Annotated in this window: 25 protein-coding genes; 5 read left to right on the top strand and 20 right to left on the bottom strand. The window is 29.6% G+C overall.

The window, feature by feature from the left end; genetic code table 11:
• Complete coding sequence (gene ssb, locus AC5SML_RS03165; protein ID WP_006996934.1) at positions 1-459, bottom strand: single-stranded DNA-binding protein; 459 nt, start codon at positions 457-459, stop codon at positions 1-3.
• A gap of 89 nt (positions 460-548) precedes the next feature.
• Between ssb and uvrA the strand changes: the two genes are divergently transcribed.
• Together uvrA and AC5SML_RS03155 are read left to right on the top strand one after the other, a co-directional pair.
• The gene (gene uvrA / locus AC5SML_RS03160) at positions 549-3,428 is read left to right on the top strand and encodes an excinuclease ABC subunit UvrA (RefSeq protein ID WP_011282082.1); all 2,880 of its coding nucleotides are present in this window, start codon (positions 549-551) and stop codon (positions 3,426-3,428) included.
• A 27-nt stretch (positions 3,429-3,455) separates the two neighbouring features.
• Positions 3,456-4,049, top strand: a complete 594-nt coding sequence (locus AC5SML_RS03155) for a urate hydroxylase PuuD (protein ID WP_006996936.1) — start codon at positions 3,456-3,458, stop codon at positions 4,047-4,049.
• A gap of 2 nt (positions 4,050-4,051) precedes the next feature.
• Here the strand turns inward: AC5SML_RS03155 and secF are convergent, their stop codons facing one another.
• Genes secF through AC5SML_RS03090 form a run of 13 tightly spaced genes read right to left on the bottom strand, consistent with a single transcriptional unit; the run spans position 4,052 to position 14,814 of the window.
• Positions 4,052-4,939, bottom strand: a complete 888-nt coding sequence (gene secF / locus AC5SML_RS03150) for a protein translocase subunit SecF (protein ID WP_006996937.1) — start codon at positions 4,937-4,939, stop codon at positions 4,052-4,054.
• Positions 4,939-6,492: a protein translocase subunit SecD gene (secD, locus tag AC5SML_RS03145; protein WP_494617592.1), complete on the bottom strand. Its 1,554-nt coding sequence runs from the start codon at positions 6,490-6,492 to the stop codon at positions 4,939-4,941. Before secD ends, secF begins: the two co-directional genes overlap by 1 nt.
• 12 nt (positions 6,493-6,504) lie before the next feature.
• Positions 6,505-6,792 carry a preprotein translocase subunit YajC gene (gene yajC / locus AC5SML_RS03140; RefSeq protein ID WP_420887231.1) on the bottom strand — a complete coding sequence of 96 codons (288 nt, stop codon included), beginning with the start codon at positions 6,790-6,792 and terminating at the stop codon, positions 6,505-6,507.
• A gap of 50 nt (positions 6,793-6,842) precedes the next feature.
• Positions 6,843-8,102 carry a serine--tRNA ligase gene (serS, locus tag AC5SML_RS03135; protein ID WP_271564865.1) on the bottom strand — a complete coding sequence of 420 codons (1,260 nt, stop codon included), beginning with the start codon at positions 8,100-8,102 and terminating at the stop codon, positions 6,843-6,845.
• On the bottom strand, positions 8,095-8,859 hold the full coding sequence (tatC, locus tag AC5SML_RS03130; RefSeq protein WP_006996941.1) for a twin-arginine translocase subunit TatC: 765 nt from the start codon (positions 8,857-8,859) through the stop codon (positions 8,095-8,097). The genes serS and tatC overlap by 8 nt, the downstream gene beginning before the upstream one ends.
• Positions 8,846-9,067: a Sec-independent protein translocase protein TatB gene (gene tatB / locus AC5SML_RS03125; protein ID WP_020169402.1), complete on the bottom strand. Its 222-nt coding sequence runs from the start codon at positions 9,065-9,067 to the stop codon at positions 8,846-8,848. Before tatB ends, tatC begins: the two co-directional genes overlap by 14 nt.
• A 5-nt stretch (positions 9,068-9,072) precedes the next feature.
• The gene (gene tatA / locus AC5SML_RS03120) at positions 9,073-9,273 is read right to left on the bottom strand and encodes a twin-arginine translocase TatA/TatE family subunit (RefSeq protein WP_006996943.1); all 201 of its coding nucleotides are present in this window, start codon (positions 9,271-9,273) and stop codon (positions 9,073-9,075) included.
• A gap of 42 nt (positions 9,274-9,315) precedes the next feature.
• Complete coding sequence (scpB, locus tag AC5SML_RS03115) at positions 9,316-10,017, bottom strand: SMC-Scp complex subunit ScpB (RefSeq protein WP_006996944.1); 702 nt, start codon at positions 10,015-10,017, stop codon at positions 9,316-9,318.
• Positions 10,014-10,754: a segregation and condensation protein A gene (locus AC5SML_RS03110; protein WP_494617590.1), complete on the bottom strand. Its 741-nt coding sequence runs from the start codon at positions 10,752-10,754 to the stop codon at positions 10,014-10,016. The genes scpB and AC5SML_RS03110 overlap by 4 nt, the downstream gene beginning before the upstream one ends.
• Positions 10,755-10,762: 8 nt before the next feature.
• On the bottom strand, positions 10,763-11,710 hold the full coding sequence (locus AC5SML_RS03105) for a glycoside hydrolase family 3 N-terminal domain-containing protein (protein ID WP_494617588.1): 948 nt from the start codon (positions 11,708-11,710) through the stop codon (positions 10,763-10,765).
• A complete protein-coding gene (locus tag AC5SML_RS03100) occupies positions 11,703-11,966 on the bottom strand; it encodes a hypothetical protein (protein WP_494617587.1) in 264 nt (87 codons plus the stop codon). Before AC5SML_RS03100 ends, AC5SML_RS03105 begins: the two co-directional genes overlap by 8 nt.
• Complete coding sequence (gene argS / locus AC5SML_RS03095) at positions 11,966-13,699, bottom strand: arginine--tRNA ligase (protein WP_494617585.1); 1,734 nt, start codon at positions 13,697-13,699, stop codon at positions 11,966-11,968. The genes AC5SML_RS03100 and argS overlap by 1 nt, the downstream gene beginning before the upstream one ends.
• Positions 13,699-14,814, bottom strand: a complete 1,116-nt coding sequence (locus AC5SML_RS03090) for a deoxyguanosinetriphosphate triphosphohydrolase (RefSeq protein ID WP_494617584.1) — start codon at positions 14,812-14,814, stop codon at positions 13,699-13,701. The genes argS and AC5SML_RS03090 overlap by 1 nt, the downstream gene beginning before the upstream one ends.
• A 50-nt stretch (positions 14,815-14,864) precedes the next feature.
• On the opposite strand from AC5SML_RS03090, the gene AC5SML_RS03085 reads away from it, so the two are divergent.
• Both AC5SML_RS03085 and xth read left to right on the top strand, forming a co-directional pair.
• Positions 14,865-15,182: a HesB/IscA family protein gene (locus tag AC5SML_RS03085; protein ID WP_006996950.1), complete on the top strand. Its 318-nt coding sequence runs from the start codon at positions 14,865-14,867 to the stop codon at positions 15,180-15,182.
• Positions 15,182-15,958, top strand: a complete 777-nt coding sequence (gene xth, locus AC5SML_RS03080) for an exodeoxyribonuclease III (RefSeq protein WP_271615829.1) — start codon at positions 15,182-15,184, stop codon at positions 15,956-15,958. Before AC5SML_RS03085 ends, xth begins: the two co-directional genes overlap by 1 nt.
• Here xth and AC5SML_RS03075 read toward each other — a convergent pair.
• From AC5SML_RS03075 to AC5SML_RS03065, 3 genes are read right to left on the bottom strand one after another with little or no spacing between them, the layout of a single operon-like run.
• Positions 15,950-16,948, bottom strand: a complete 999-nt coding sequence (locus AC5SML_RS03075; protein WP_494617582.1) for an Ldh family oxidoreductase — start codon at positions 16,946-16,948, stop codon at positions 15,950-15,952. The genes xth and AC5SML_RS03075 overlap by 9 nt on opposite strands.
• 14 nt (positions 16,949-16,962) lie before the next feature.
• On the bottom strand, positions 16,963-17,361 hold the full coding sequence (locus AC5SML_RS03070) for a hypothetical protein (protein ID WP_006996953.1): 399 nt from the start codon (positions 17,359-17,361) through the stop codon (positions 16,963-16,965).
• Positions 17,361-17,723 (bottom strand): Fur family transcriptional regulator, encoded by a 363-nt coding sequence (locus AC5SML_RS03065; RefSeq protein WP_271481199.1) that lies wholly within the window; start codon positions 17,721-17,723, stop codon positions 17,361-17,363. The genes AC5SML_RS03070 and AC5SML_RS03065 overlap by 1 nt, the downstream gene beginning before the upstream one ends.
• Positions 17,724-17,835: 112 nt before the next feature.
• Here AC5SML_RS03065 and AC5SML_RS03060 point away from each other — a divergent pair, with 112 nt between their 5' ends.
• The gene (locus AC5SML_RS03060) at positions 17,836-18,057 is read left to right on the top strand and encodes a DUF6552 family protein (RefSeq protein ID WP_271615832.1); all 222 of its coding nucleotides are present in this window, start codon (positions 17,836-17,838) and stop codon (positions 18,055-18,057) included.
• Positions 18,058-18,111: 54 nt separating this feature from the next.
• Here AC5SML_RS03060 and AC5SML_RS03055 read toward each other — a convergent pair whose 3' ends face one another.
• The 3 genes from AC5SML_RS03055 to AC5SML_RS03045 are packed head-to-tail and all read right to left on the bottom strand — an operon-like array spanning position 18,112 to position 23,662.
• Positions 18,112-19,317, bottom strand: a complete 1,206-nt coding sequence (locus AC5SML_RS03055) for a sugar phosphate nucleotidyltransferase (RefSeq protein ID WP_494617580.1) — start codon at positions 19,315-19,317, stop codon at positions 18,112-18,114.
• The gene (ilvD, locus tag AC5SML_RS03050; protein WP_494617579.1) at positions 19,317-21,035 is read right to left on the bottom strand and encodes a dihydroxy-acid dehydratase; all 1,719 of its coding nucleotides are present in this window, start codon (positions 21,033-21,035) and stop codon (positions 19,317-19,319) included. Before ilvD ends, AC5SML_RS03055 begins: the two co-directional genes overlap by 1 nt.
• Positions 21,035-23,662, bottom strand: coding sequence for a valine--tRNA ligase (locus AC5SML_RS03045; protein WP_011282067.1), 2,628 nt, complete (start codon positions 23,660-23,662; stop codon positions 21,035-21,037). Before AC5SML_RS03045 ends, ilvD begins: the two co-directional genes overlap by 1 nt.
• Positions 23,663-23,699 lie beyond the last annotated feature (37 nt).

Genomic DNA, 23,699 nt, shown 5'->3' with positions numbered 1-23,699 from the left:
CTAAAATGGAATTTCGTCATCCATATCATTTGAAGTTTGTGGACTATCTTCAAAATTATTAGCAGGTGCTTGTGTGTTATCATTTTGGATTCCACCACCTGTATTTCCTCCACCTAACATTGTTAGTGAAGAGTTATATCCTTGAATTACAATTTCTGTAGAATATTTGTCTTGTCCAGATTGTTCATCTTTCCATTTTCTAGTAGCTATTTGTCCTTCAACATAAATTTGAGCTCCTTTTTTTAAATATTGCTGAACAACATTTACTAACCCATCATTGAATACAACTATTCGGTGCCACTCAGTCTTTTCTTTTTTTTCACCTGTTGTCTTGTCTTTCCATGATTGACTAGTTGCTAAACTCAATCTTGCAACGCTTTTGCCGTTTACCATTTGTTTAATTTCAGGGTCTGCGCCTAAACGCCCAATTAATAATACTTTATTTAAACTTCCAGCCATAATATTTTATAAGTGTTTATTTATTTATTTAGTTTTATATCACAATATAAACTCAATATTAATTTTATTAATTTAAAGCAACTAAAATTATGATCAAAAAGATAGTTATCAAGGGTGCAAAGGAGCATAATTTAAAGAATGTTTCTGTAGAAATACCCAAAGATCAATTTGTTGTTATTACTGGACTTTCCGGTTCTGGAAAATCTTCATTAGCATTTGACACTATCTATGCAGAAGGACAAAGAAGATATGTTGAAAGTTTATCTGCTTATGCTCGTCAGTTTTTAGATAAAATGAAAAAACCTAACGTTGACCTTATTGAAGGATTGAGTCCAGCAATAGCTATTGAACAAAAAAATACATCAAAGAACCCAAGATCAACTGTTGCTACAGTTACAGAAATTTATGATTATATGCGAGTGCTCTATGCGAGAGCTGGTGTGCCCTATTCACCCTTTACTGGAAAACCAATAACATCACAAACAATTACACAGATTGTCGATTTAATAAAAAAACTTCCCAAAAAATCTACAATTTATATATATGCGCCAGTGGTCCGTGGCCGTAAAGGTGAATATAGAAAAGATATTTTAAGCTATAAAAGAAGAGGCTTTAGAAAAATTAAAATTGATGAGGTTCTTTATGACATAGATAAAGCACCTGAATTAGATAAAAAACTTAAGCATGATATATCTGTTTTAATTGATAGAATTGTTTTGAACTCAAATCTAGGAAATCGTTTAGCTGAAAGTATTGAAACAGCTGTAAATTTATCAAATGGTCTTGTATTTGTTGAGTACGAAGACGAAACTTTACCTCAAAAATTTAGAAAAATTGAAAAATTAATTTACTCAACAAAATTTGCATGTCCAGAAAGTGGTTTTACAATCGAAGAAATTGAACCAAGACTTTTTTCTTTTAATAGTCCATATGGGGCGTGTGCTGAATGTGAAGGTATTGGTATTAAATTAAATGTAGATCCAAATTTAGTAGTTCCTGATGAAAAAAAAAGTATAGCTGATGGTGCTATAGAACCGTGGGCTAAATCAACCACACTATATTATGCTCAAACATTAGCCTCTATTGCTAAGCACTATGGATTTTCTTTAGATGAAAAATGGAAAAAATTACCCAAAAAATTTAAAGATGTGATTTTATTTGGATCAGACGAAGAAGAAATAAAATTTGTCTATGATGATGGATATGAAAAATATTCTCATAAAAAAACTTTTGAAGGTGTCATAAACAATCTTGAAAGAAGATTTCTTGAATCTGACAGCGAGTGGAAGAGAGAAGCTATAGCAGAATATCAATCGGATTCTGCATGTGAAGGCTGTAATGGTAATAGACTAAAAGAAGAAGCTTTATGTGTTAAAATTGATAATCAAAATATAAGTGATGTTACAAAAAAATCTATTTTAGATGCTGCTAACTGGTTTAAAGGGTTGGAACAAAATCTTGATAAAAGACAATTTAAAATAGCAGAACATATTCTAAAAGAAATTAATGAAAGGTTAACGTTTCTTTTAAATGTTGGACTTGAGTATTTAACTTTATCAAGAGAGTCCGGGACTCTTTCCGGTGGAGAAGCACAAAGAATTAGGCTTGCTTCGCAAATTGGTTCAGGATTGACAGGAGTATTATATGTTCTTGACGAACCTTCTATAGGTTTGCACCAAAAAGATAATGTTAAACTAATTAATGCATTGAAAAGACTAAGAGATCTTGGAAACACAGTAATCGTTGTTGAGCATGACACTGAAACTATGGAAAATGCTGACCACATAATAGATTTAGGACCAGAAGCTGGTACTAACGGTGGTGAGATCATTGCACAAGGAACTTATAACGAGATACTTAAAAATAAGAATAGTATCACTGGTCAATACCTATCTCATAAAAAATATATAGAAATTCCAAGAACTAGAAGACTTGCTAAGAATGGTAGATTTGTAGAAATTAATGGAGCTAGTGGAAATAATTTGAATAACGTTAATCTTAAAATTCCAACAGGAAGCTTTACTTGCGTTACTGGAGTTTCTGGCAGTGGTAAATCTACATTGATATTGCAAACATTATATCATGCATTAAATTTAACCTTAAATAACAAAGCTAGAAAAGTTCCAAAAGCATTTAAAGGTTATAAGGGTGTTGAACTTATAGATAAAATAATTGATATAGATCAATCACCAATTGGGAGAACACCAAGATCAAATCCAGCAACCTATACCGGAGCCTTTGGGCCTATTAGAGATTGGTTTACGGCACTACCTGAGTCAAAAACAAGAGGATATAAACCTGGAAGATTTTCATTTAATGTTAAAGGTGGAAGGTGTGAAGCTTGTGAAGGCGATGGCGTAATTACATACGAGATGCATTTTTTACCTGATGTTTATATACAATGTGATGAATGTAAGGGAACTAGGTATAATAGAGAAACTCTTGAAATAAAGTTTAAGGATAAAAGTATAGCCGATGTATTAAATATGTCTGTGGATGAAGGATGTGAATACTTTGAAAATATTTCAAATATAAAAACAAAACTATTAACATTAAAAAAAGTTGGGCTTGGTTATATAAAGATTGGACAACAGGCTACAACATTATCTGGTGGAGAAGCTCAGCGTATTAAGTTAGCCAAGGAACTATCGAAAAGATCTACAGGAAGAACTATGTATATTTTAGATGAACCAACTACTGGACTTCACCAGCATGATATTAAAAAATTATTAGAAATACTACATACGTTTGTAGCACTAGGAAATACCGTTGTTGTTATTGAGCATAATTTAGATGTAATTAAAACAGCTGATTATATTGTTGATATGGGTCCTGAGGGTGGTGTCAAAGGAGGAAATATTATCGCAGAAGGCAAACCTGAGGATATTATAAAAATAAAAGGTAGCTATACTGGGGAATTCTTAAAACCTATGCTGGAAGAAAAATTTAAAAAGAAGTTAAAGATTTAAAAAATTAGTGTATAAGTGATTCTAATTATGGGTAATTTACTATCATCTCTTCCAAAGACAATTCATGCATCATTAGCTTTAGCTATTATCCTTTTTCTAGGATTATTTTATGGTAATGGTGGTTTTGATTTTGATACAATTTTTTGGAGCTGGTTAACAAGATTTATTCACGTAACGGTCGCTATTATGTGGATTGGACTTCTTTGGTATTTTAACTTTGTTCAAATTCCAAACATGCCTAAAATTCCTGACGAACAAAAACCTGCTATAGGTAAAGTTATTGCGCCAGCAGCTTTGTTTTATTTCAGATGGGCAGCTTTACTAACAGTATTGTCTGGATTAATTTTAGCTTATTTAAATGGTTATTTACATGATGCTATGACTTTAGGTGGTGGTGGAAAAAGTACAGCTATTGGTATTGGAATGTGGCTTGGCTTATACATGGCTTTTAATGTTTGGTTTATAATTTGGCCAAATCAAAAAAGAGCACTAGGTATTGTTGAGTGCGAACCTGATCTTAAAGCAAAATCAGCAAGGACAGCAATGTTGTTTTCAAGAACAAATACTCTTTTATCGTTACCAATGTTACTTTCAATGGTAGCAGCTCAAAATCTTTATTAAATCTATTCCGTTTCTTCTTTTAGGATTGTTTTTTGGGACACTCTAAGTTTCACAAGTATAGGATTAGCTATATAAATTGAAGAATAAGTTCCAAATACTACACCCATTATCATAGCTAGAGAAAAACCTTTTAATATTTCTCCACCAAATAAATAAATAGAAACTAAAGCAAGCAATGTTGTAGCTGATGTAATTATAGTTCTAGAAAGTGTTTCATTGATTGAGATATTTGTAAGTTCATAAATCTTTATATCAGAAAACTTTCTTAAATTTTCTCTAACTCTGTCATAAATGACAACAGTATCGTTCATTGAATAACCAACTATAGTTAAAACGGCGGCAACTATTGATAGATTTATTTCCAAACTAAATAATGAAAAAAGACCAAGTGTTATAATGACATCATGAAATAGGGCTAAAATAGCACCTAAGCTAAATTGCCATTCAAATCTTATCCATATGTAAAATAACATTGCAGCCAGAGATAGAGCGATTGCAATAATACCAGACTTTAATAATTCAGAACTAACTTTTGGACCTACATTTTCAACTCTTCTGAAATTAAAAGAACTCCCCAATGAAGATGTTAAATCTTTTTTAATAACTTCTATAGCATTTGCACTTGTATCTTTTTTCTCTATTTTGATTAAAAAATCGTTTTCATTACCAAATTTTTTAATATTAAAATCTCCTAAATTCATTTTATTAAAAGATTGTCTTAAAGAAGTAACGTTAATATTTTTATCATTAGACCTTAGTTCTATTAAAGTTCCACCTTTAAAATCTACGCCAAAATTAAGTCCTTTAAAAAATAATAATAGAACAGATGCAATAACTAAACTTAAAGAAATTAGATTAAATAGTTTATAAAATTTATTAAAATTAATCATTATATTAGTTTAGTCTTTTCTTTATTTCTAACGACATAAAGGCCAGTAAGCATTCTTGCAATAAAATAAACTGAAAACAGTGTTGTAAAAATTCCTACAGCTAAAGTCACAGAGAAACCTTTAACTGGTCCAGAGCCCATAAAGAATAAGATTACAGCTGCAATTAATGTAGTTATATTTGAGTCTATAATTGCAGTTTTTGATTTCACATAACCTGTATCAAAAGCTATAATATTATTTTTTTCTTTCTTGCATTCTTCTTTAATTCTTTCAAAAATTAATACGTTAGCGTCAACTGCCATACCAACCGTTAAAATGATACCTGCTATTCCAGGAAGTGTTAATGTTGCTTCAAATAAAGTTAAAATACCGACTAAAAAAAATAAGTTAATTAATAGTGTTATGTTAGCAATTAGACCAAAAATTCTATATTTAACAAACATAAAAATTATCACCAATAAGAAACCAATCATAAGGGCGATAACTCCTGCATTAATTGAATCTTGACCAAGGTCAGGTCCAACTGTTCTTTCTTCAATAATGTTAAGTGGCGCTGGTAATGCTCCTGATCTTAGAAGTAATGCCAAGTCTGTTGCAGATTGAAATGTAAAATTTCCACTGATCTGACCATTTCCACTTGCTATAGTATCCCTTATTACTGGAGCACTAACAATTTTACCATCTAGAACAATGGCTAATTGTTTGCCAATTCCTGTACTGGTTGCTTTACCAAATCTTTTTGCCCCCACTCTATCAAGTGTAAATGATACTACTGTTTCGTTGGTTTGATTATTCATTTGTGGTTGAGCATCCAATAAATTCTCACCATTTAAGATTATTCTTTTGCTAACCATTGCTTCGCTAGTTCCATCTTCAAATTGAAGCACTTCAGTACCAAAAGTGTCATTATTATTTTGAGTGACAAATCTAAATGTTAAATTTGCAGTTTTTCCTAAAAGTGACTTGATACGCATGGGATCATCAAGGCCAGGAAGCTCAACTAGAATTCTATTATTACCTCTTTTCAGTATATTGGGTTCATTTGTACCAACTTCATCAACTCTTCTTCTAACTATTTCTATAGCTTGATCTTGTGAAGATGTTTTAATTTCAATAAGTCCATATTTTGATAGAGTTAGCGTAAATTCATTATCTTGAAAATTTACATCAAACTGATGTGATTTATATTGAAAATAATAAGGGTTAATATCAATTTCTTTATCAAGAAAAAAAGATTGAACCAACTCAATATTATCATTGGGTATACTGAATATTATTTTTTTATCTTCAATTCTTAGATCATTAAAAGTTATTTTCTTATCTTTTAAAAAATTTCTAATAACAGTTGTTGTATTTTGTAATTTTTGAATTTCAACGGGTTCATTATCAATTTCTAGCAAAAGATATGATCCGCCTTGTAAATCTAAACCTAGATTTATCTTTTTAGAAATAAAACTGTCTTCAGGGTTTTGAAAATTTGATGCAGCAATAAAAATAAAAAAAATTGATACTAAAGAAACTAAGGTAATTCTTAATTTAGAAAAGTATAACACTTTAGTAAAATGTTATTTTTTTACTTCAGGGGAGTTAAGTAATCCTTGAATACCTGTAGATTTGATAATTTCTACTTTAACATTGTCAGCAATTTGCACTTCAACTTTTTCATTATCAATAATTCTTTCAACTGTCCCAATAATACCAGCAGAAGTTACAACCTTGTCTCCTCTTGATAAGTTTTCTACCATGGCTTTATGCTCTTTAACTTTCTTTTGTTGAGGTCTTATTAAAAAAAAGTAAAAAATAACAAAAATTAAAATTAGTGGTATAAATTGGCCTATTCCTTGATCCATAATTCTCCTTAATTAAAATGAATTCTTACAACATCTATCTAATTAAAACAACTTTAAATCTTAACAATTTTTTCAATATTATTCATGTAAGGCTTTAAAGCTTCTGGCACTAGAATAGACCCGTCTTCTTGTTGATAATTTTCTAATATAGCAACTAATGTTCTACCAACTGCTAAACCACTGCCGTTTAAGGTGCCAACAAGCACAGTTTCTTTTTTTTCGTTTTTATATCTGGCTTTCATTCTTCTAGCTTGAAATGATCCACATGAAGAGCAACTTGAGATTTCTCTGTATTTATCTTCTGATGGAAGCCACACCTCAATATCAAAAGTTTTTTCAGCACTAAAACCCATATCACCAGTACATAAAACAATTTTTCGATATGGAAGTTTTAGTAAATCTAAAATTTTAGTTGCACAATCAGTCATTCTATCAAGTTCTGGTAAGCACTTATCAATTTCAACAATACTCACCATTTCAACTTTGTAAAATTGGTGCTGTCTAATCATTCCCTTAGTATCTTTACCATAACTTCCTGCTTCTTTTCTAAAACAGGGTGTTGAGGCAACCATTCGCATTGGAAGTTTTTTTTTATCAATAATTTGGTCTTTTACAATATTGGTTAAAATAACTTCAGCAGTTGGAATTAAAAATTTTCTGTCACTAGAGTCGTCTAATTTAAGTTCAAACTGGTCATTATCAAATTTAGGTAATTGTCCCGTACCATACATAGTAGCATCTGTAGCAATTAGTGGCGGAGATATTTCTTCATAACCATTAGTATTCACATGTGTATCAAGCATAAAATTTGATAAAGCTCTCTCTAGCATGGCCAATTTATCTTTTACAAAAACAAATCTTGAACCAGTAGTTTTCGTTGCTAGATCAAAATCAAGCATGTTTAAGTCTTCACCTAATTCATAATGTGATTTAGGTTTAAATTTAAAATTTGGTATTGTTCCTGATTTAGAAATTTCTACATTTGAGTTTTCATCTTTACCTGTAGGAACGTCTGGATGAGGTATATTTGGTATTGATGACAAAATTGTTTCCAATTCATTTTTAACACTAGCTTGTAATTTACTAATATTATCTATTTCAACAGTTATCTTTTTTGATTTTTCAAAAAGTGATTGATCTTTAGACTTTGAGATATCTTTTTTTTCTTTTTCAAGTAATTCTCTTTGTTGGATGTACTCTCTATTATTCTCATCCAACGATAAAATCTTATCTACATCTATTTCTATAAATCTTTTATTCAAAGCTTTTTTAAAAGCCTCAACATCATTTCTAATTTCTTTAATATTATGCATTTTTTTTATTTTTCTTATCAATAATGTTTACAGAAAATATAGATAATTCATATAAAATCAATAATGGTATTGCTAGTCCAATTTGAGTTATGGGATCAGGTGGTGTTAATAGTGCAGCTGCAGCAAAAATCATTACAACGACATATTTTCTTTTTTTTCTAAGAAATTCAGCATCAACAATACCTACTCTAGCTAATAAGCTAAGGACAACAGGTAACTGAAAACTTATACCGAATGCAAAAATTAATTTCATAACCAGAGAAAGATATTCGCTAACTTTAGCTTCCAATTGAATGGGTAATCCTGTTGAAGCTCCTGTACTCTCAAAAGAGAGAAAAAACTTAATAGCTAGTGGCATTATTAAATAATAAACAAGCATGCCTCCTAGAAAAAATAATATAGGCGTTAAAACTAGATAAGGAACAATTGCAATTTTTTCATGCTTATAGAGTCCTGGTGCAATAAATTTCCATATTTGTACCAATATATAGGGACATGTAACAAAGAATGCTGCAAAAAAAGATACCTTTAAGTATGTTAAAAATGTTTCCTGCAAAGCTGTAAAAATTAACCTTCTATCAGTTCCACTTTCATTTACTGCTTTAGCAAAAGGCTCAACTAAAAAACCATATAAATGTTCTGAAAAAAAATAACATCCAATAAAAAAAATGAATAAAAAAATAAAAGAATGAATTAATCTTTTTCTAAGTTCAGTTAGATGGCTTACAAAACCGCCTTCATTTTCAGATTTTGTCATTATCTTTTTTTTCTTCTATAGGTTTTTCTATTTCATTAGAATTGATATCAAGGTCAGCTACCTCATTTTGTATATTGCTAATATATCTTTTTGTGGTTCCAATCCACGAACCAACTTTTTTTAACATATAGGGGAAGTCCTTGGGTCCAATAACAATGATTGCAACAGCAACTACTATTAAAATCTCAAACCAGCCAATAGTGGGCATTTAATCTATTCTTTGTCTTTGCTATCTTGATTATTTTCTGAAACATTTTTAGGCTCAGGTTCGTCTGTAATGTCTGTAGCCATACCTTTTTTAAAACTTTTTATACCTTTGGCTACATCGCCCATTAAGCTAGATATCTTGCCTCTACCAAATAAAAGTACAACAAGAATAACTACGATTGCTATTTGCCAAATTCCAATGCTCATAATATTTTATACCTCTTTTAAATTTATTTTTAAAGTAACTTTTTACTTTTCTTCATCTGGACTTAGTGTTCCTCCTAACATCTCATCGATATTTTCATAAATATCCTCTTTTTTTTCTACTTGTTTCTCTTTGTAAAATTTACCAGTACCAAATATTGCATTATCAATATTTGAGCTATCAATAAGGCCGGCAGATCCCAATTCGTCAACTGTAGGTAAATCAGACAATTTTTGAAGACTAAAATGACTTAAGAAATCATCAGTTGTTCCATACTGAATTGGTTTACCGGGTACATCTTTGCGGCCTTGTGGTTTTACCCAATTTAACTCCATTAAAATCTCAAGTGTGTTTGTTCCAAAAGCAACACCTCTTATTTCTTCTATTTCAGCTCTAGTAACAGGTTGGTGATAAACAATTATTGCTAATGTTTCAACTGCAGCTCTTGACAATTTTTTTTCTACAGTTTTTTCCTGAGACATAAGGTTCGATAAATTTTCAGAAGTTCTAAAAGACCATTTATTAGAAATACAAACTAAATTAATTCCTCTTGATGAATATTCTTTTTGTAATTTCTGTAATGATTTTAAAACATCAATTTTTTTTGAAATTTTAGATTCGATAGTGTCAATATCTAATGGTTCAGCAGCAGCAAAAATTATTGCCTCAACTTCTCTTTCACCATCATTCATTTTTGATGGGAAAGTAACTATATTGTTATTTGTTTCTTTTTTTATTTTTGTCATTTTAATTCTTTAATATAAATATCATCAAATAAGTTTTCTTGCTTTATAGTCAGATTGCCCTCTTTAACCAGCTCTAAGGAACCAGCAAAAATTCCTGCTTTACCAGTTGTTTTATATTTTGAGCCACTTTTAAATGAAGAAGGTATTAGTTCATTAATATTTCTCCAATCAATTAACTTACCAAAGAATTCTTTTATTCTTTTAATGCCATCTTCAGTGGTAAAAACTGGAAGTTTAGGAATATTCATCCTTTGAAAATCTTTGGTCATAATAATTGAGGAATAAGATTTTAAAAGTTCGTAAAGATTTAGTTTATATTCAGTACTATATATAGATCGTATATTTCCTTTAATTCCTCTAGTTCTTATTTCTCTACCAAGTCTTTTTCTTTGTAACATTTGGTCAGAAAGTAATCTAATCAATTCTAATTTTTTTAATTGTAATTTTAATTTTTCAGCAACTTCTAAAACTTTAAATTCTTCTTCTGGATTTCCTGGCAATAAAAGTTTTGATTTAAGATAAGTTAACCATGTAGCCATCAACAAGTATTCTGATGCAGATTCTAGATTTAGATTTTTTTCATTAGTAATATAATTGTGAAATTGATCAGCCAGTAAAGTTATAGAAATATTCTCAAGGTTAACTTTTTGAGCTTTTGCCAAATCTAATAACACATCAAGTGGGCCGTTATAATTGTCAAGATCTACATTAAAGTTTTTAGAATCAGTATCAGACATGTCAAATATTAGCTTATAATCTTATAAAATTGTGATGTTTTTTTTATAATAAACTTACTTATAACTGGTGAATATAGGGCTACATCATTCATTTCTTTTAAATCTCCATTACAATGAAGAACTAAATCACAACCTGCAGCAAAAGATTTCTTTGTATTAATTGCTATAGAGCCCTTTAAACTTTTCATTGATATATCGTCAGACATCAAAATATTTCTAAATTTAATTTTATTTCTTATTAATTTTATAATTTTCTTTGAATGTGTTGCGGTATTAGCTTTGTCAATTTTTTTATAAATAAGATGTGCTGTCATTGCAAATAAACTGTTTTTATTTTTGAATGCCATAAAGTCATGATTATTCAAATATCTTAATTCCTTATTGATTGTAGGAGTTTTTTTATGACTATCGACCTTTGCTAAGCCATGTCCTGGTATATGCTTTATCACAGTGGCAATTTTATTATTATGAAACTCTTTAATACAAATATCTCCAATTTCTGAAACAATCTTTGCATTGTCTGAAAAGGCTCTGTCACCAATTATTGCACTTGATCCTTTGGATCTAACATCAAGGACTGGTAAAGTATTTATGTTAATTCCTACATTTTTTAATAATAAGACAGTTTTATTGATAAACTTTTTATATTCTATATAAAATTTTTTTTTATCTTTAAGATAAAGATTACCAAAAAATTCTCCAGTAAACGTATCTGCTTTAAAAAATTTTTTTAATCTATTAACTCTACCACCCTCTTGATCAATTAAAATAGGATATTTTTTATCATTGAATATTTTTCTAATTTGACCTGTTAATTTTTTTACTTGTGTAATATTTTTAATATTTCTTGAAAAAAGTATTATTCCCCAAGGTTTATGTTTAATTAGAAATTTTTTTTCACTAGTCAATAATTTAGTAGATTTTAAACCAACTATGAAACTTTTACGATTATCCATCATTATTAATTAGTTCCCAAAACTTGTAATTCTTTTTATTTTTATCTATGGTTTTTTCAATATATTCAACAATATCAACAGTATCACTTTTAAGTATAATAAGATTACGAGAATAATTTTCAGTTTTATCCTCAATATTTTTCAAAGATCGGTATGAATTTTTTTTATTTTCATTTGAAAAATAATATTTGAAAGATAGAAAAAAAAATAAAATTATAACAATCAAAAATAAAAGATATTTAAGTTCTTTTAACATTACATTTTTTGAGGAGTGTCTACTCCAACAATATCCATTCCAGATTTGATAACATTAGATATAACTTTTAAAAAAACTAATTTATCATTTGAAATTTTCTTTTGTTCGTTAATAAACCTTTTTGATTGATCCTCTTTGCCCATATTCCAATAAGAATGAAATTCTGATGATAGTTCGTAAAGATAAACTGGTATTCTGTGGGGTTCAAGTCTTAGACTTGCAGCTTCAATACACTTAGGCCATTCTGCTATTTTTTTTAATATCTTTATTTCATCACCCGTATATGCAAATTCGTAATCTTTTATATTCAAATCATTTTCTATATTAAGATTTACGTGTCTAAAGACAGATGATATTCTAGCATAACAGTATTGGACATAATAAAGTGGGTTATCTTTAGATTTTTCTTTAACTTTTGTAAAATCAAAATCTAACTCTACATCGCTACTTCTATTAAGCATAATAAATCTCGTGGCATCTTTACCAACTTCGGCTATCAAGTCTTCAACTGTTATATAGTCACCTTTTCTTTTTGACATTTTAAAAGGTTTTCCATCTTTAATTAATTTGACGAGTTGACTTACTTTACAAATCAATTTTTTTTTATCTCCTGATAGAGCTTCAACGACAGAAGTTATTCTTTTAATATAGCCAGCATGGTCAGCCCCTAATATATTAATAAGTGTATCGTAATTTCTATTTAATTTATTATCATGATAGGCAACATCACTAGCAAAGTAAGTCCACGATTTATCAGACTTTTGAAGTGCTCTATCTTTATCGTCACCAAAATCTGTTGATTTAAATAAAAGTTGCTCCCTTTCTACCCAGTTTTCATCATCTTCACCTTTGGGAGCCTTAATTTTTCCACTATAAACTAGCTTTTTTTCCTTTAATTTATCAATTGCTTTCTGAACTTCATTATTTAAGACAATATCAGTTTCACTTGTAAATCTATCGTGCACTATTCCAAGATTTGATAAATTATTTTTAATCAATTTTAAAGATTCTGAAACCGATAATAAAGTTAGTTCTTTTGAAACATTTTCAAATTTATCAAATTTTAAAACTTTATTAGATTTTATAATATTTTTAGCAATACCAACTAAGTAATCACCAGGATATAAATCTGAGTTTTCAATAGGGAATTTTTCGTTAAAAAGTATTTCTCTAATTCTAAAAAAAACAGATTTTGTAAAATTTAAGATCTGATTACCATAATCGTTAACATAATATTCTTTTGAAACATCATGCTTGTTAAAAATTAATATATTTGAAATAACATCTCCCAATATTGCTCCTCTACAATGTCCAACATGAAGAGGGCCAGTGGGATTAGCTGAAACAAATTCTATAAGATATTTTTGTTTTTTTTCTTTATTATTGACACCGTAATCCTTGTGATTTTGATTAATACTTTTAATAAAATTATTCCAATATATTGTCTTAAATTTAATATTAATAAATCCTGGTTTTGCTACAGAAATAGATTCAATTTTTTCATCTTCATTTTTAATAAATTCAATTAAAATATTTGCGATATCAATTGGAGATTTTTTATTAGCCTTAGAGAGAACCATGGCTACATTAGTTGATATATCGCAGTCAAAATTTGATGGTGGTATGTCTACATTAACTCCATTTAAAGATTCGGGTAATTCTAAAGAACCATCTTTATTAAGCTTTTTAATCAAGATTATTATTTTATCCAAGTAGAGATCAAAAATGTTCATTAAATACCTTTATTTAAATTGATTGCGTATCTATCTGTCATACCTGAAATAAAATCAGCTATTGCTCTATTTGTGTCATTCTTTAATTGATCATCGTTTAAAAATTTTTTGGGCTTATTCTTAATTTTATAAAAGAGTTTATTAATAATCTTTTTTCCATGATTATTTTTTAATAATACTTTTTTATTGTTATACATTTTGCTTCTTAGGAAAAACCTAACTTCTTTTTCAATTTTAAGAAATTTACTTGAAAAACACACTATAGGATCATCTAAGTTATAAACATCTTTTAAAGATTTGACTTTATTATTTTTTAAATTATTTTTAGTATTCTTAATTAAATCTCTAACCATTAAATCAATTGAATCTCGTATTATTTGATATATCAAAATATCTTTATTGTTGTTTTTAATATTATTTTTGTGTGATTTATAAATGTCTTTAAAAAAATTAATTTCAATCAAGTCGTTTAAATTAAACATTTTGGCTCTAATTCCATCTTGTATGTCATGATTATTATAAGCAATGTCATCCGAGATTGCTGATATTTGAGCTTCCAATGAACCAGAGTTATTAAAGTTTATTTTATTCTTAAAACTTTTTAACCCAATCAACCTATTAACAGTAGATAGATCATCAATTTGGCCATTGTGCTTTAATAATCCATCTAAAGTTTCTAATGTTAAGTTCAGGCCTTTAAATTTAAGGTATTTATGCTCAAGAAACATAACTATTCTTAAGGTTTGAAGATTGTGGTCAAAGCCTCCAAAGTTAACCATACATTCATTAAGAGCATCTTCTCCAGCATGTCCGAACGGTGTATGCCCTAAGTCGTGAGCCAAACTTAAGGTTTCAGCTAGATCATCATTTAAACCTAAATGTTTAGCTATTGATCTTGCAATTTGCGCAACCTCAATTGAATGGGTAATTCTAGTTCTAAAATGATCCCCTTCTGTGTTAACAAAAACTTGTGTTTTATGTTTTAACCTTCTGAATGAGGCACTGTGAATAATTCTATCTCTGTCTCTTTGAAATGGAGTTCTGTAAAGTGAATTAGCTTCTTTAAAAATACGACCTTTGCTTTTAGATAAAGCTAAATTTGAGTAATTATTCATACTTTAAATTTAATAAATTGATATTATATTAGTATTATCAGTGTTGTTATATGATTAAAGAAATTAAATTTACAGATAAAGCTATAAAACAGATTAATAATTTGTTGTCTCAAAAAGATCCAGGGTCATTTTTTAGAATCGCTATTAAAGGCGGTGGTTGCTCAGGTTTTCAATATGAGTTTACTTTTGACAAAAAATTAGAAGCAGACGACTTAAAACATGAAAATATTCTTATAGATAAAACTTCAGCAGACTTATTAAAAGGTTCAGAAGTGGACTTTGTTTCGGAACTAATTGGCGATCAATTCAAGATCACTAACCCACAAAGCAAATCTTCTTGCGGTTGTGGTGTTTCTTTCTCTATATAATGATTATTACATCTTGGAATGTTAATTCTGTTAGAGCAAGAATTGAAAATATTAAAGAATACCTTCAAAAATTTTCTCCTGATGTTGTTATGATGCAGGAAATTAAAACACAAGATGAGACCTTTCCCTATGATGATTTTTCAGCATTAGATTATGAGAGTCATGTATTTGGACAAAAAAGTTATAATGGTGTTGCTATTATATCCAAACATAAACTAGAAAATGTTAGAATAGATTTGATTAAAGATAAATTGAAACAATCTAGAATTATTTCAGCAGAACTAAAACATAAGAAAAAAAATGTTCAACTGATTAATATTTATACTCCAAATGGTAATCCTGTAGATACTGATAAATACACTTATAAAAAAGACTGGTTAGATAAATTAATTAAACAATTAAAAACTCTTTCAAAGAAAAATGAAAATATTATCTTAGCTGGTGATTTTAATATTCTTCCTTCAGCTGAAGATGCTTATAATATTAAAGGGTTTGAAGATGATGCTTTATACAGACTTGAGATACGAAAAAAATTTAGAGAAATGATTAATCTGGGTTTTCATGATGCCTACCGTCACATTCATGGTGAAAAGGAAGGCTATACTTATTGGGATTATATGAGAGGTGCTTGGCAGAAAAATAATGGATTAAGAATTGACCACTTCTTAGTATCAAATTCTTTATTAAATATAGTAAAGAATGTTAATATTAATAAAGACCCGAGAGGAAAAGAAAAACCTTCTGATCACACACCTATTGAAATTGAATTAGCTTAAAGATTTAATTTTATTAACGAGTTCTTCATTAATATTTCTTGGTCCTTTATTTAATCTATTTTTATGTCTTCTTTCTCCTGGAAGCCTAACACCCTCCATAGCTGACATTTTACTAAAAAATTCATCTGCGTGTTTATCCCAACCTTTACTAGAAATTTTATCTGGTGAGATTGCCATGATAAATTCACCACCACTTGGAGGGCCACCATCGTTATTATCTTTAGCAGCAGTTTCAAAACTAAAATTTTCACCTATTAATGCTCCAGCTAATAATTCAACCATCATTGCAATACTAGATCCTTTATAGCCTCCAAAAGGAAGTATAACTCCACCATCAGCTATTTCTCCAGGATCGGTTGTTTCTTTACCCTCTTTAGTTAAACCCGTTCCAAGGGGAACTTTGTGCCCTTCTCTTTTTGCAATTTGAACTTCACCCATTGCCATTGAAGCAGTTGCCATATCATAGACAACAGGAGTTTTACCAGGTCTAGGCCAAGCAAAAGAAATTGGATTTGTCCCATATAAAGGTTTCATAGCACCCGCTGGTGCAACAGCTGGTTTATAAGATGTGCAAGCAATACCAACAAGTCCTGCTTCAGCAATAGCTTCAGTTTCAGGCCAAAGGGCTGCCATATGATGTGAATTTTTTATAGCAAGAATTGCTACACCATTTTTTTTTGCTAAATCAATAACTGCAGGTAATCCTAAACTTAAAACCATAGGAGCAACTGCATTGTTGCCTAGTACTTTAATAATACTTGGAGCAACATTTTCTAATTCGGGTCTTGCCTTACCATTAATCTTTTTACTTTTTAAGCCTGCTACATAAGCTGGTAATCTAAACAAACCATGAGAAACAGAACCATCTCTTTCAGCTCTCATAATAGTATCCGCTAGAATACTAGCATTTTCCTCATCACAACCATTAGCTAATAGTGTTTTTTTGGCTAGTTCTAAAATTTCTTTTAATGTTAAGGGAACTGTACTCATCCCAATATTAAATATTATTTATGCTTGCTTTTCAAATCTTTTTTTAGATCTTCATGATCACCAACAACATTATGGTATTGGCTTTTCGTTACATATTTTTCTAAAAAAGGTACCGCTAATAAAGGTAAGAAGCCACCAAGAACAATTCCAAAGGCAGCACTTTTTAAATTTGGATCAAGTAAGGCTGCTATAAAGTCTGCTATAATATGAGCTAAAACTATTCCAATTATTCCAGCAATTGCACCATTAGAAACTAATTTCAAAAAACGGTTTATGCTCCAACCTGAATAAAAACCAATTAATGGTATTAAAGTATGAACAAAACCAAATACAAATCCTCTTAATATTCCATATTCTTCTATAAGTTCTTCTAAAAAATGAAGAAATTCTGGTAATTCATGTGCATGTTCCATTAGTTACATCTCCTACATATCGTTGAGACTTCAAGCTGAAAATCGCTGAAGTCATATTTTTTGATTGGGTTTTTTTTAAATATTGTTTCAAATAATTCTGATTTAAGCTCTTCTGTGTCTCCACAATCTCTACAAATAGCTATAGATGGATTATGCTTAACATGCTCATGACTACACAATACATAGGTCTTATTTTGATTAGATTTATGTATCTTATCTTCTTCAATTAGTTTTTTTAAAGATCTGTAAACGGCCATTGGCTGTATCTTTTTAAATTTTTGAAATTTATCTAATATTTCATAAGCAGTTAAATGCTTTTTAGATTTCTTAATTATATCAAAAACTATGTCGTTATTATTCACTATGTGATGTTATAACATAACACTTTATCATGTCAATACCTTAATAATAAAGATTTTTGTTTGTTCTATAATTGTAATAAATTCGAGAAAAAACTTATATATAAAGAGAAATATGTTTATAAAAAAATATCTTAAATGGGTCAGCACTGGTTTAGTATTAACTGGAATATTATTAACTAATTTAAATATCTACCCTATTAACATCTACTTCCATGGACTTGGAGTTATTGGTTGGACAATAGCTGGTTTTATATCAAAAGATAAAGCTATATTAACAAACTTTGGGTTACAGATACCATTATTTTTAATTGGAATTTATAAAATTATTTTTTAGGATCAATTGAACTGAACAAGCTGCATCTTATATCTTTACGTAGCTGTATTAATTTTATTTAGCACGACCATACACATCTTGAAACCTGACAATATCACCTTCTTTTAATATCGATCCAACTTGTGCTTCAATAATTTTAACAGGTTTGGTGCCTTTATTTTCAATTCTATGAATTGCTTCTAATGGAATGAATATATGATCATTTTTTTTTCTAAAAAAACTATCTTTATTAAGTGTAATTTTAGGTGTTCCTTGAGTTACAAACCAATGTTCTGATCGATGATGATGTTTTTGTAAACTTAAAATACCTTTAGGTTTAACAAATAGTTCTTTGATTAAAAAACCTTTACCTTCGAATAAATTAACGTACCTACCCCAAGGCCGGTAATAAACATTTTTTTTCTTAAAATGTTTGTTCTTATTTTTATCATACATTTTTAAGATCTCTTTCCAACTGCCAAGATCTGACCAAGGAATGTCTAATTTAATAGCATTAATTTGTTTGGTTTTTTCTAAAATTGCATAATCAAAAGATTTTGCTGTAGCTTTTTCAAAAGAAGCTTTATTTAAGTAATAAGTATTATCTTTAAGTTTAGCTTTTGAAACAGCATTAAGACAATTTTTATATATTGTAGGTTGGTATTTTTTAAAGTTATTTATTATTGAATCTTTTCTCAAAAAAAACATACCAGAATTCCAATAACCTTTTTGTTTAATGACTTGTTTAGCTTTAGCTTCTATTGGTTTTTCAATAAATTTTGTTACTTTATTAATATTTCCTTTAATTTTTTTTGTTAAAAAATAACCATATTCACTTGATGGAGATGTTGGTTTAATCCCAAAAATGAAAATATTTTGATCTGTTAATTTGGTTTTATTCTTATTAATTGCTTTATTAAAAATACTACCTTTTTCAATTAAATGATCTGCTGCAAAAAACATTAAGGGTTGTTCATTTGGAATATCTTTAATTAATGCTGATGCAAGAATTGCTGGTGCTGTATTTCTTTTTGCGGGTTCTAAAACAATTTTATATTTACTTATCTTATGTTTCTTAAGATGTTTTTTTACCTCTTTTAAATATTTAAGATTTGTACTTATGATCGGTACATCAAAGGTCGAAGATTTAACTCTTTCAAGAGTTTTTCCTAATAAAGTCCAATTACCAAAATCAATAAATTGTTTTGCTTGATGATTTTTAGAATTAGGCCAAAGTCTAGTTCCTGCTCCGCCACATAATATAACGGGTCTAATTTTCATTAAATATCAGCGTAAACTTTTACTTCTTTTCTTTTACCGGGATGTGTTGGTGCACCTAAATAAGCGGGACCTACTGTTTGAGCATATTTCCAAATAGTACCCGATCCAAAGCTTGATTTTTTTGCTTTCCACTTCTTATGTCTTGTGGCTAATTGTGATTTAGTTAATCTAACGTTAATAGTCCCTTTTTTGGCATCTATATCAATTACATCTCCATTGCGTAAAAGAGCTAAAGGGCCGCCTAAGGCCGCCTCAGGGCCAACATGACCCACACAAAAACCTCTTGTAGCCCCAGAAAATCTACCATCTGTAATTAGAGCAACCTTCTCACCCATACCTTGACCATAAATAGCACCCGTTGTTGAAAGCATTTCTCTCATACCAGGTCCACCAACTGGTCCTTCGTAACGAATAATAATTACATCACCTGCTTTATATTTTTTATTTTGCACACAAGCCATTGCTGCTTCTTCATTATCAAAACATCTAGCTTTTCCAGTGAATTGTAATTTTTTTAAACCAGCAATTTTAACAATTCCACCATCAGGAGCTAAGTTACCTTTAAGACCTACAACACCGCCATCTGGTGATAAAGGATTATCATATGCTCTTAATACTTTTTGCTTAGGATTAAATTTAATATTTTTTAAATTTTGTTTCATTGTTTTTCCAGTAACAGTCATGCAATCACCATGTATAAAACCACCATCAAAAAGAGTTTTTAATAACATAGGTACTCCACCAGCTAACCACATATCTTTTGCAACATATTTTCCACCTGGTTTTAAATCTGCAAGATATGGAGTTTTTTTAAAAATTTTAGCTACATCCATTAAATCAAACTTAATTCCAATTTCATTAGCTATAGCTGGTAGGTGTAAAGCAGCATTTGTCGATCCACCAGTAGCCGCTACAATTGTTGCAGCATTTTCTAAAGATTTTTTTGTAACAATGTCTCTTGGACGAATATTTTTTTGTAATAAATTCATTACAGTCTTGCCACTTAATAATGCATACTTATCACGTTCTTCGTATGGAGCAGGTGTTCCAGCTGAATAAGGTAATGCTAAACCAATAGCTTCAGAAACGCAGGCCATAGTATTTGCAGTAAATTGACCTCCACATGCACCTGCACTTGGGCAAGCAACTAACTCTAATTTTCTTAATTCCTTTGCAGACATTTTTCCAGCTGAGTGTTTTCCAACTGCTTCAAAAACATCAACAACAGTTACATCTTTACCTTTATATTGACCTGGAAGTATTGAGCCACCATAAATAAATACACTTGGAACATTTAATCTAACCATTGCCATCATTAAGGCAGGTAAAGATTTATCACAACCAGCAATACCAACAAGCGCATCATAACAATGACCACGCACAGTAAGTTCAGTTGAATCAGCAATTACCTCGCGAGAGATTAAAGATGACTTCATTCCTTCGTGACCCATGGCAATACCATCAGTTACTGTTATCGTACAAAATTCTCTAGGGGTTCCACCTGAAGCTCTAACGCCTTTTTTGACAGATTGAGCTTGTCTCATTAAAGCAATATTACAAGGAGCAGCTTCATTCCAAGTTGACACAACACCAACAAATGGCTTTGCTACATCTTTTTCTGTTTCACCCATTGCATAGTAAAATGATCTATGTGGAGCTCTATCAGCACCTAATGAAGTATGTCTGCTTGGTAATTTTTTTTTATTAAATTTTGCCATTATAAACCCTTTATAGTTATCGATATTCTCTCAACATCATTTTTTAAATTATTATAATTAGTTTTTTCCTGATCAACAATATCTTTTGGTGCTCTATCAACAAAGCCTTTATTAGCTAATCTTTGTGATATTTTATTCATTTCTTCTTGGTATTTATTTTGCCTTGTAGTTAAGTTTTTTTTAATTAATTCTAAATCGACATCTTCATCAAAATACACTTTGAATAAATCTCCAGAAACCATCAATGTAGCAGTTGGTTTATCCAGATCTTTATTATATAAATTTTTGATACGACCAAGTTTTTTTAGAATAATTTCATTTTCAGTAAAAAATGATTGTTCTTTTTTACTAACTGTCTCTATTGAAATATCTATAAATGACCCAGGGCTTACACTTAATTCATTTTTAAATGATCTTAATTCAGAAACTATACTGATAATTTTTTCAACTTGATTAATGGATGTATCTCTTTCAAACTCTCCAGAAGGCCAATTAGCTAACATTAAAAAGTCTTTACCTGTGTTATCAAATTTATTATTTAGCCAAATTTCTTCAGTCACAAATGGAATAAATGGATGTAATAATATTAATATCTGTTTAAATACGTAAGCTGATACCTGTCTTACTTCATCTTTTGCCTTTTCATCTTCTGAAAATAGGATTGTTTTAGATAGCTCTAAATACCAATCACAATAAGAGTGCCAAGTAAATTGATAGGCATTTTTTGCAGCTTCATCAAACCTGTAATCTTTTAGATTTTTTTCAATTTTATTTTTAGTTTCTATAAGTTCAGCATAGATCCATTTGTTAATATTAATTGATAAAATTGGTTTTTCATCAATTTTAGAAAAATCACAATTATTGGTAATTAAAAAATTGTTTGCATTCCATAATTTATTTAAAAAATTTCTATAACCCTTAACTCTATCTTCAGAAAGTTTTACATCTGTTCCGGGTGACGCCATTGACAGTAGAGTAAACCTTAAAGCATCTGCACTATATTTTTCAATTAGGTCTAAGGGATTAATTACGTTTCCTTTAGATTTAGACATTTTTTGTCCCTTCTCGTCTTTAACAAGGGCGTGAACGTAAACATCTTTAAAAGGCTCTTTGTCTAGAAACTCCATTCCAAACATGATCATGCGTGCTACCCAAAAAAATATAATGTCAAACCCTGTAACCAGTACTGATGTCGGGTAAAATTTATCTACATATTCTTTATTGTCAGGCCAACCCAATGTAGCAAAAGGCCATAGACCTGATGAAAACCAAGTATCCAATACATCTGGGTCACGAATTAAATCTACATCTTTATTATAGAATTTTTTTGCATCCAATTTTGCTTCTTCTTCATTTATTGCAACGAAGATTTTTTTATCTGGTCCATACCAAGCAGGTATTTGATGTCCCCACCAAAGCTGTCTTGAGATACACCATGGCTCAATATTGTTCATCCATTGAAAATAAGTTTTTGACCAATTAGCAGGAAAAAAATTAGTTTTTTTAGAGTTAACTATATCTTTAGCTTTAATTGATAATTTTTTTGCATCGACAAACCATTGTTCTGTTAAAAAAGGCTCAATTATTGAATTAGACCTATCCCCATAAGGAACTTTATTCTTTATGTTCTCTTCCTTAACAAAAAACTCTTTTTCTTTAAGTTCTTTTATAATTCTTTTTCTAGCTTCAAATCTATCAAGTCCAATATATTCTTTAGGAGCGTTTTCGTTTACTTTGCCACCTTCAGTAAAAATATTTATGATTTCTAAATTATTTCTTTGTCCCACTTCATAGTCATTAAAATCATGTGCTGGTGTTATCTTTAAAGCACCCGTTCCCATCTCAGGATCAGCATATTCATCTTCAATAATTTTTATTTTTTTTCCAACAATTGGTACTGTTACAAACTTACCAACTAAATGTTTAAATCGATCATCCTTTGGATTTACAGCTATCGCTGTATCACCCAACATGGTTTCAGGTCTTGTTGTTGCTATAGTTATAAAATCACTAGAAGCTTCTATAGGATATTGAATATAGTAAATCTTAGAATTAACTTCTCTTTGATCCACTTCTAAATCAGATATTGCTGTTTTTAAAACCGTATCCCAGTTTACTAGTTTTTTATCTTTATAAATTAAACCTTTTTTGTGAAGCTCTACAAAAACTTTTAAAACTGATTTTGAAAGGTTTTCATCCATTGTAAAAGCATTTCTTGACCAATCACAAGAGCAACCTAGTTTTTTTAGTTGATTTAAAATGATATCACCATGTTCTTCCTTCCATTCCCAAACCTTTTCTATGAACTTTTCTCTTCCAATTTCATTTTTATCAATACCATCAGCGGTTAATTTTTTCTCAACTAAGGCCTGTGTGGCAATACCTGCATGATCTGTTCCAGGTTGCCATAAGGTTTCATAATTATTCATACGGTGGTATCTAACCAAAAGATCTTGAATTGAATTATTCAAAGCATGACCCATATGAAGGCTACCAGTTACATTGGGCGGAGGTATAACCACTGAAAATTGTTTCTTATTTTTAGTGGGTTTAAATAAATTGTTTTTTTCCCAATAAGAATAAATCTTATCTTCAACGTCTGTATGTATGTATTTATCGTTACTCATAGGTGATAATAAGTTTATAATTTAATAATATTAATTA

It is taken from the genome of Candidatus Pelagibacter sp. PS_17 (genome assembly GCF_059417945.1).
The sequence above is the reverse complement of the archived record's forward strand: the minus strand, read 5'-3'. Positions and strand labels throughout refer to the sequence as shown.

Coding starts and splice junctions, on each gene's coding strand:
- AC5SML_RS03045 (WP_011282067.1), bottom strand. CDS start 23,662: ATGAGTAACGATAAATACATACATACAGACGTTGAAGATAAGATTTAT.
- AC5SML_RS03105 (WP_494617588.1), bottom strand. CDS start 11,710: ATGGATAATCGTAAAAGTTTCATAGTTGGTTTAAAATCTACTAAATTA.
- AC5SML_RS03100 (WP_494617587.1), bottom strand. CDS start 11,966: ATGTTAAAAGAACTTAAATATCTTTTATTTTTGATTGTTATAATTTTA.
- AC5SML_RS03055 (WP_494617580.1), bottom strand. CDS start 19,317: ATGAAAATTAGACCCGTTATATTATGTGGCGGAGCAGGAACTAGACTT.
- tatC (WP_006996941.1), bottom strand. CDS start 8,859: ATGACAAAATCTGAAAATGAAGGCGGTTTTGTAAGCCATCTAACTGAA.
- AC5SML_RS03070 (WP_006996953.1), bottom strand. CDS start 17,361: ATGGAACATGCACATGAATTACCAGAATTTCTTCATTTTTTAGAAGAA.
- AC5SML_RS03110 (WP_494617590.1), bottom strand. CDS start 10,754: ATGTCTGATACTGATTCTAAAAACTTTAATGTAGATCTTGACAATTAT.
- ssb (WP_006996934.1), bottom strand. CDS start 459: ATGGCTGGAAGTTTAAATAAAGTATTATTAATTGGGCGTTTAGGCGCA.
- tatB (WP_020169402.1), bottom strand. CDS start 9,067: ATGCCCACTATTGGCTGGTTTGAGATTTTAATAGTAGTTGCTGTTGCA.
- scpB (WP_006996944.1), bottom strand. CDS start 10,017: ATGACAAAAATAAAAAAAGAAACAAATAACAATATAGTTACTTTCCCA.
- AC5SML_RS03155 (WP_006996936.1), top strand. CDS start 3,456: ATGGGTAATTTACTATCATCTCTTCCAAAGACAATTCATGCATCATTA.
- serS (WP_271564865.1), bottom strand. CDS start 8,102: ATGCATAATATTAAAGAAATTAGAAATGATGTTGAGGCTTTTAAAAAA.
- xth (WP_271615829.1), top strand. CDS start 15,182: ATGATTATTACATCTTGGAATGTTAATTCTGTTAGAGCAAGAATTGAA.
- secF (WP_006996937.1), bottom strand. CDS start 4,939: ATGATTAATTTTAATAAATTTTATAAACTATTTAATCTAATTTCTTTA.
- AC5SML_RS03060 (WP_271615832.1), top strand. CDS start 17,836: ATGTTTATAAAAAAATATCTTAAATGGGTCAGCACTGGTTTAGTATTA.
- ilvD (WP_494617579.1), bottom strand. CDS start 21,035: ATGGCAAAATTTAATAAAAAAAAATTACCAAGCAGACATACTTCATTA.
- uvrA (WP_011282082.1), top strand. CDS start 549: ATGATCAAAAAGATAGTTATCAAGGGTGCAAAGGAGCATAATTTAAAG.
- argS (WP_494617585.1), bottom strand. CDS start 13,699: ATGAACATTTTTGATCTCTACTTGGATAAAATAATAATCTTGATTAAA.
- AC5SML_RS03075 (WP_494617582.1), bottom strand. CDS start 16,948: ATGAGTACAGTTCCCTTAACATTAAAAGAAATTTTAGAACTAGCCAAA.
- AC5SML_RS03085 (WP_006996950.1), top strand. CDS start 14,865: ATGATTAAAGAAATTAAATTTACAGATAAAGCTATAAAACAGATTAAT.
- tatA (WP_006996943.1), bottom strand. CDS start 9,273: ATGAGCATTGGAATTTGGCAAATAGCAATCGTAGTTATTCTTGTTGTA.
- AC5SML_RS03090 (WP_494617584.1), bottom strand. CDS start 14,814: ATGAATAATTACTCAAATTTAGCTTTATCTAAAAGCAAAGGTCGTATT.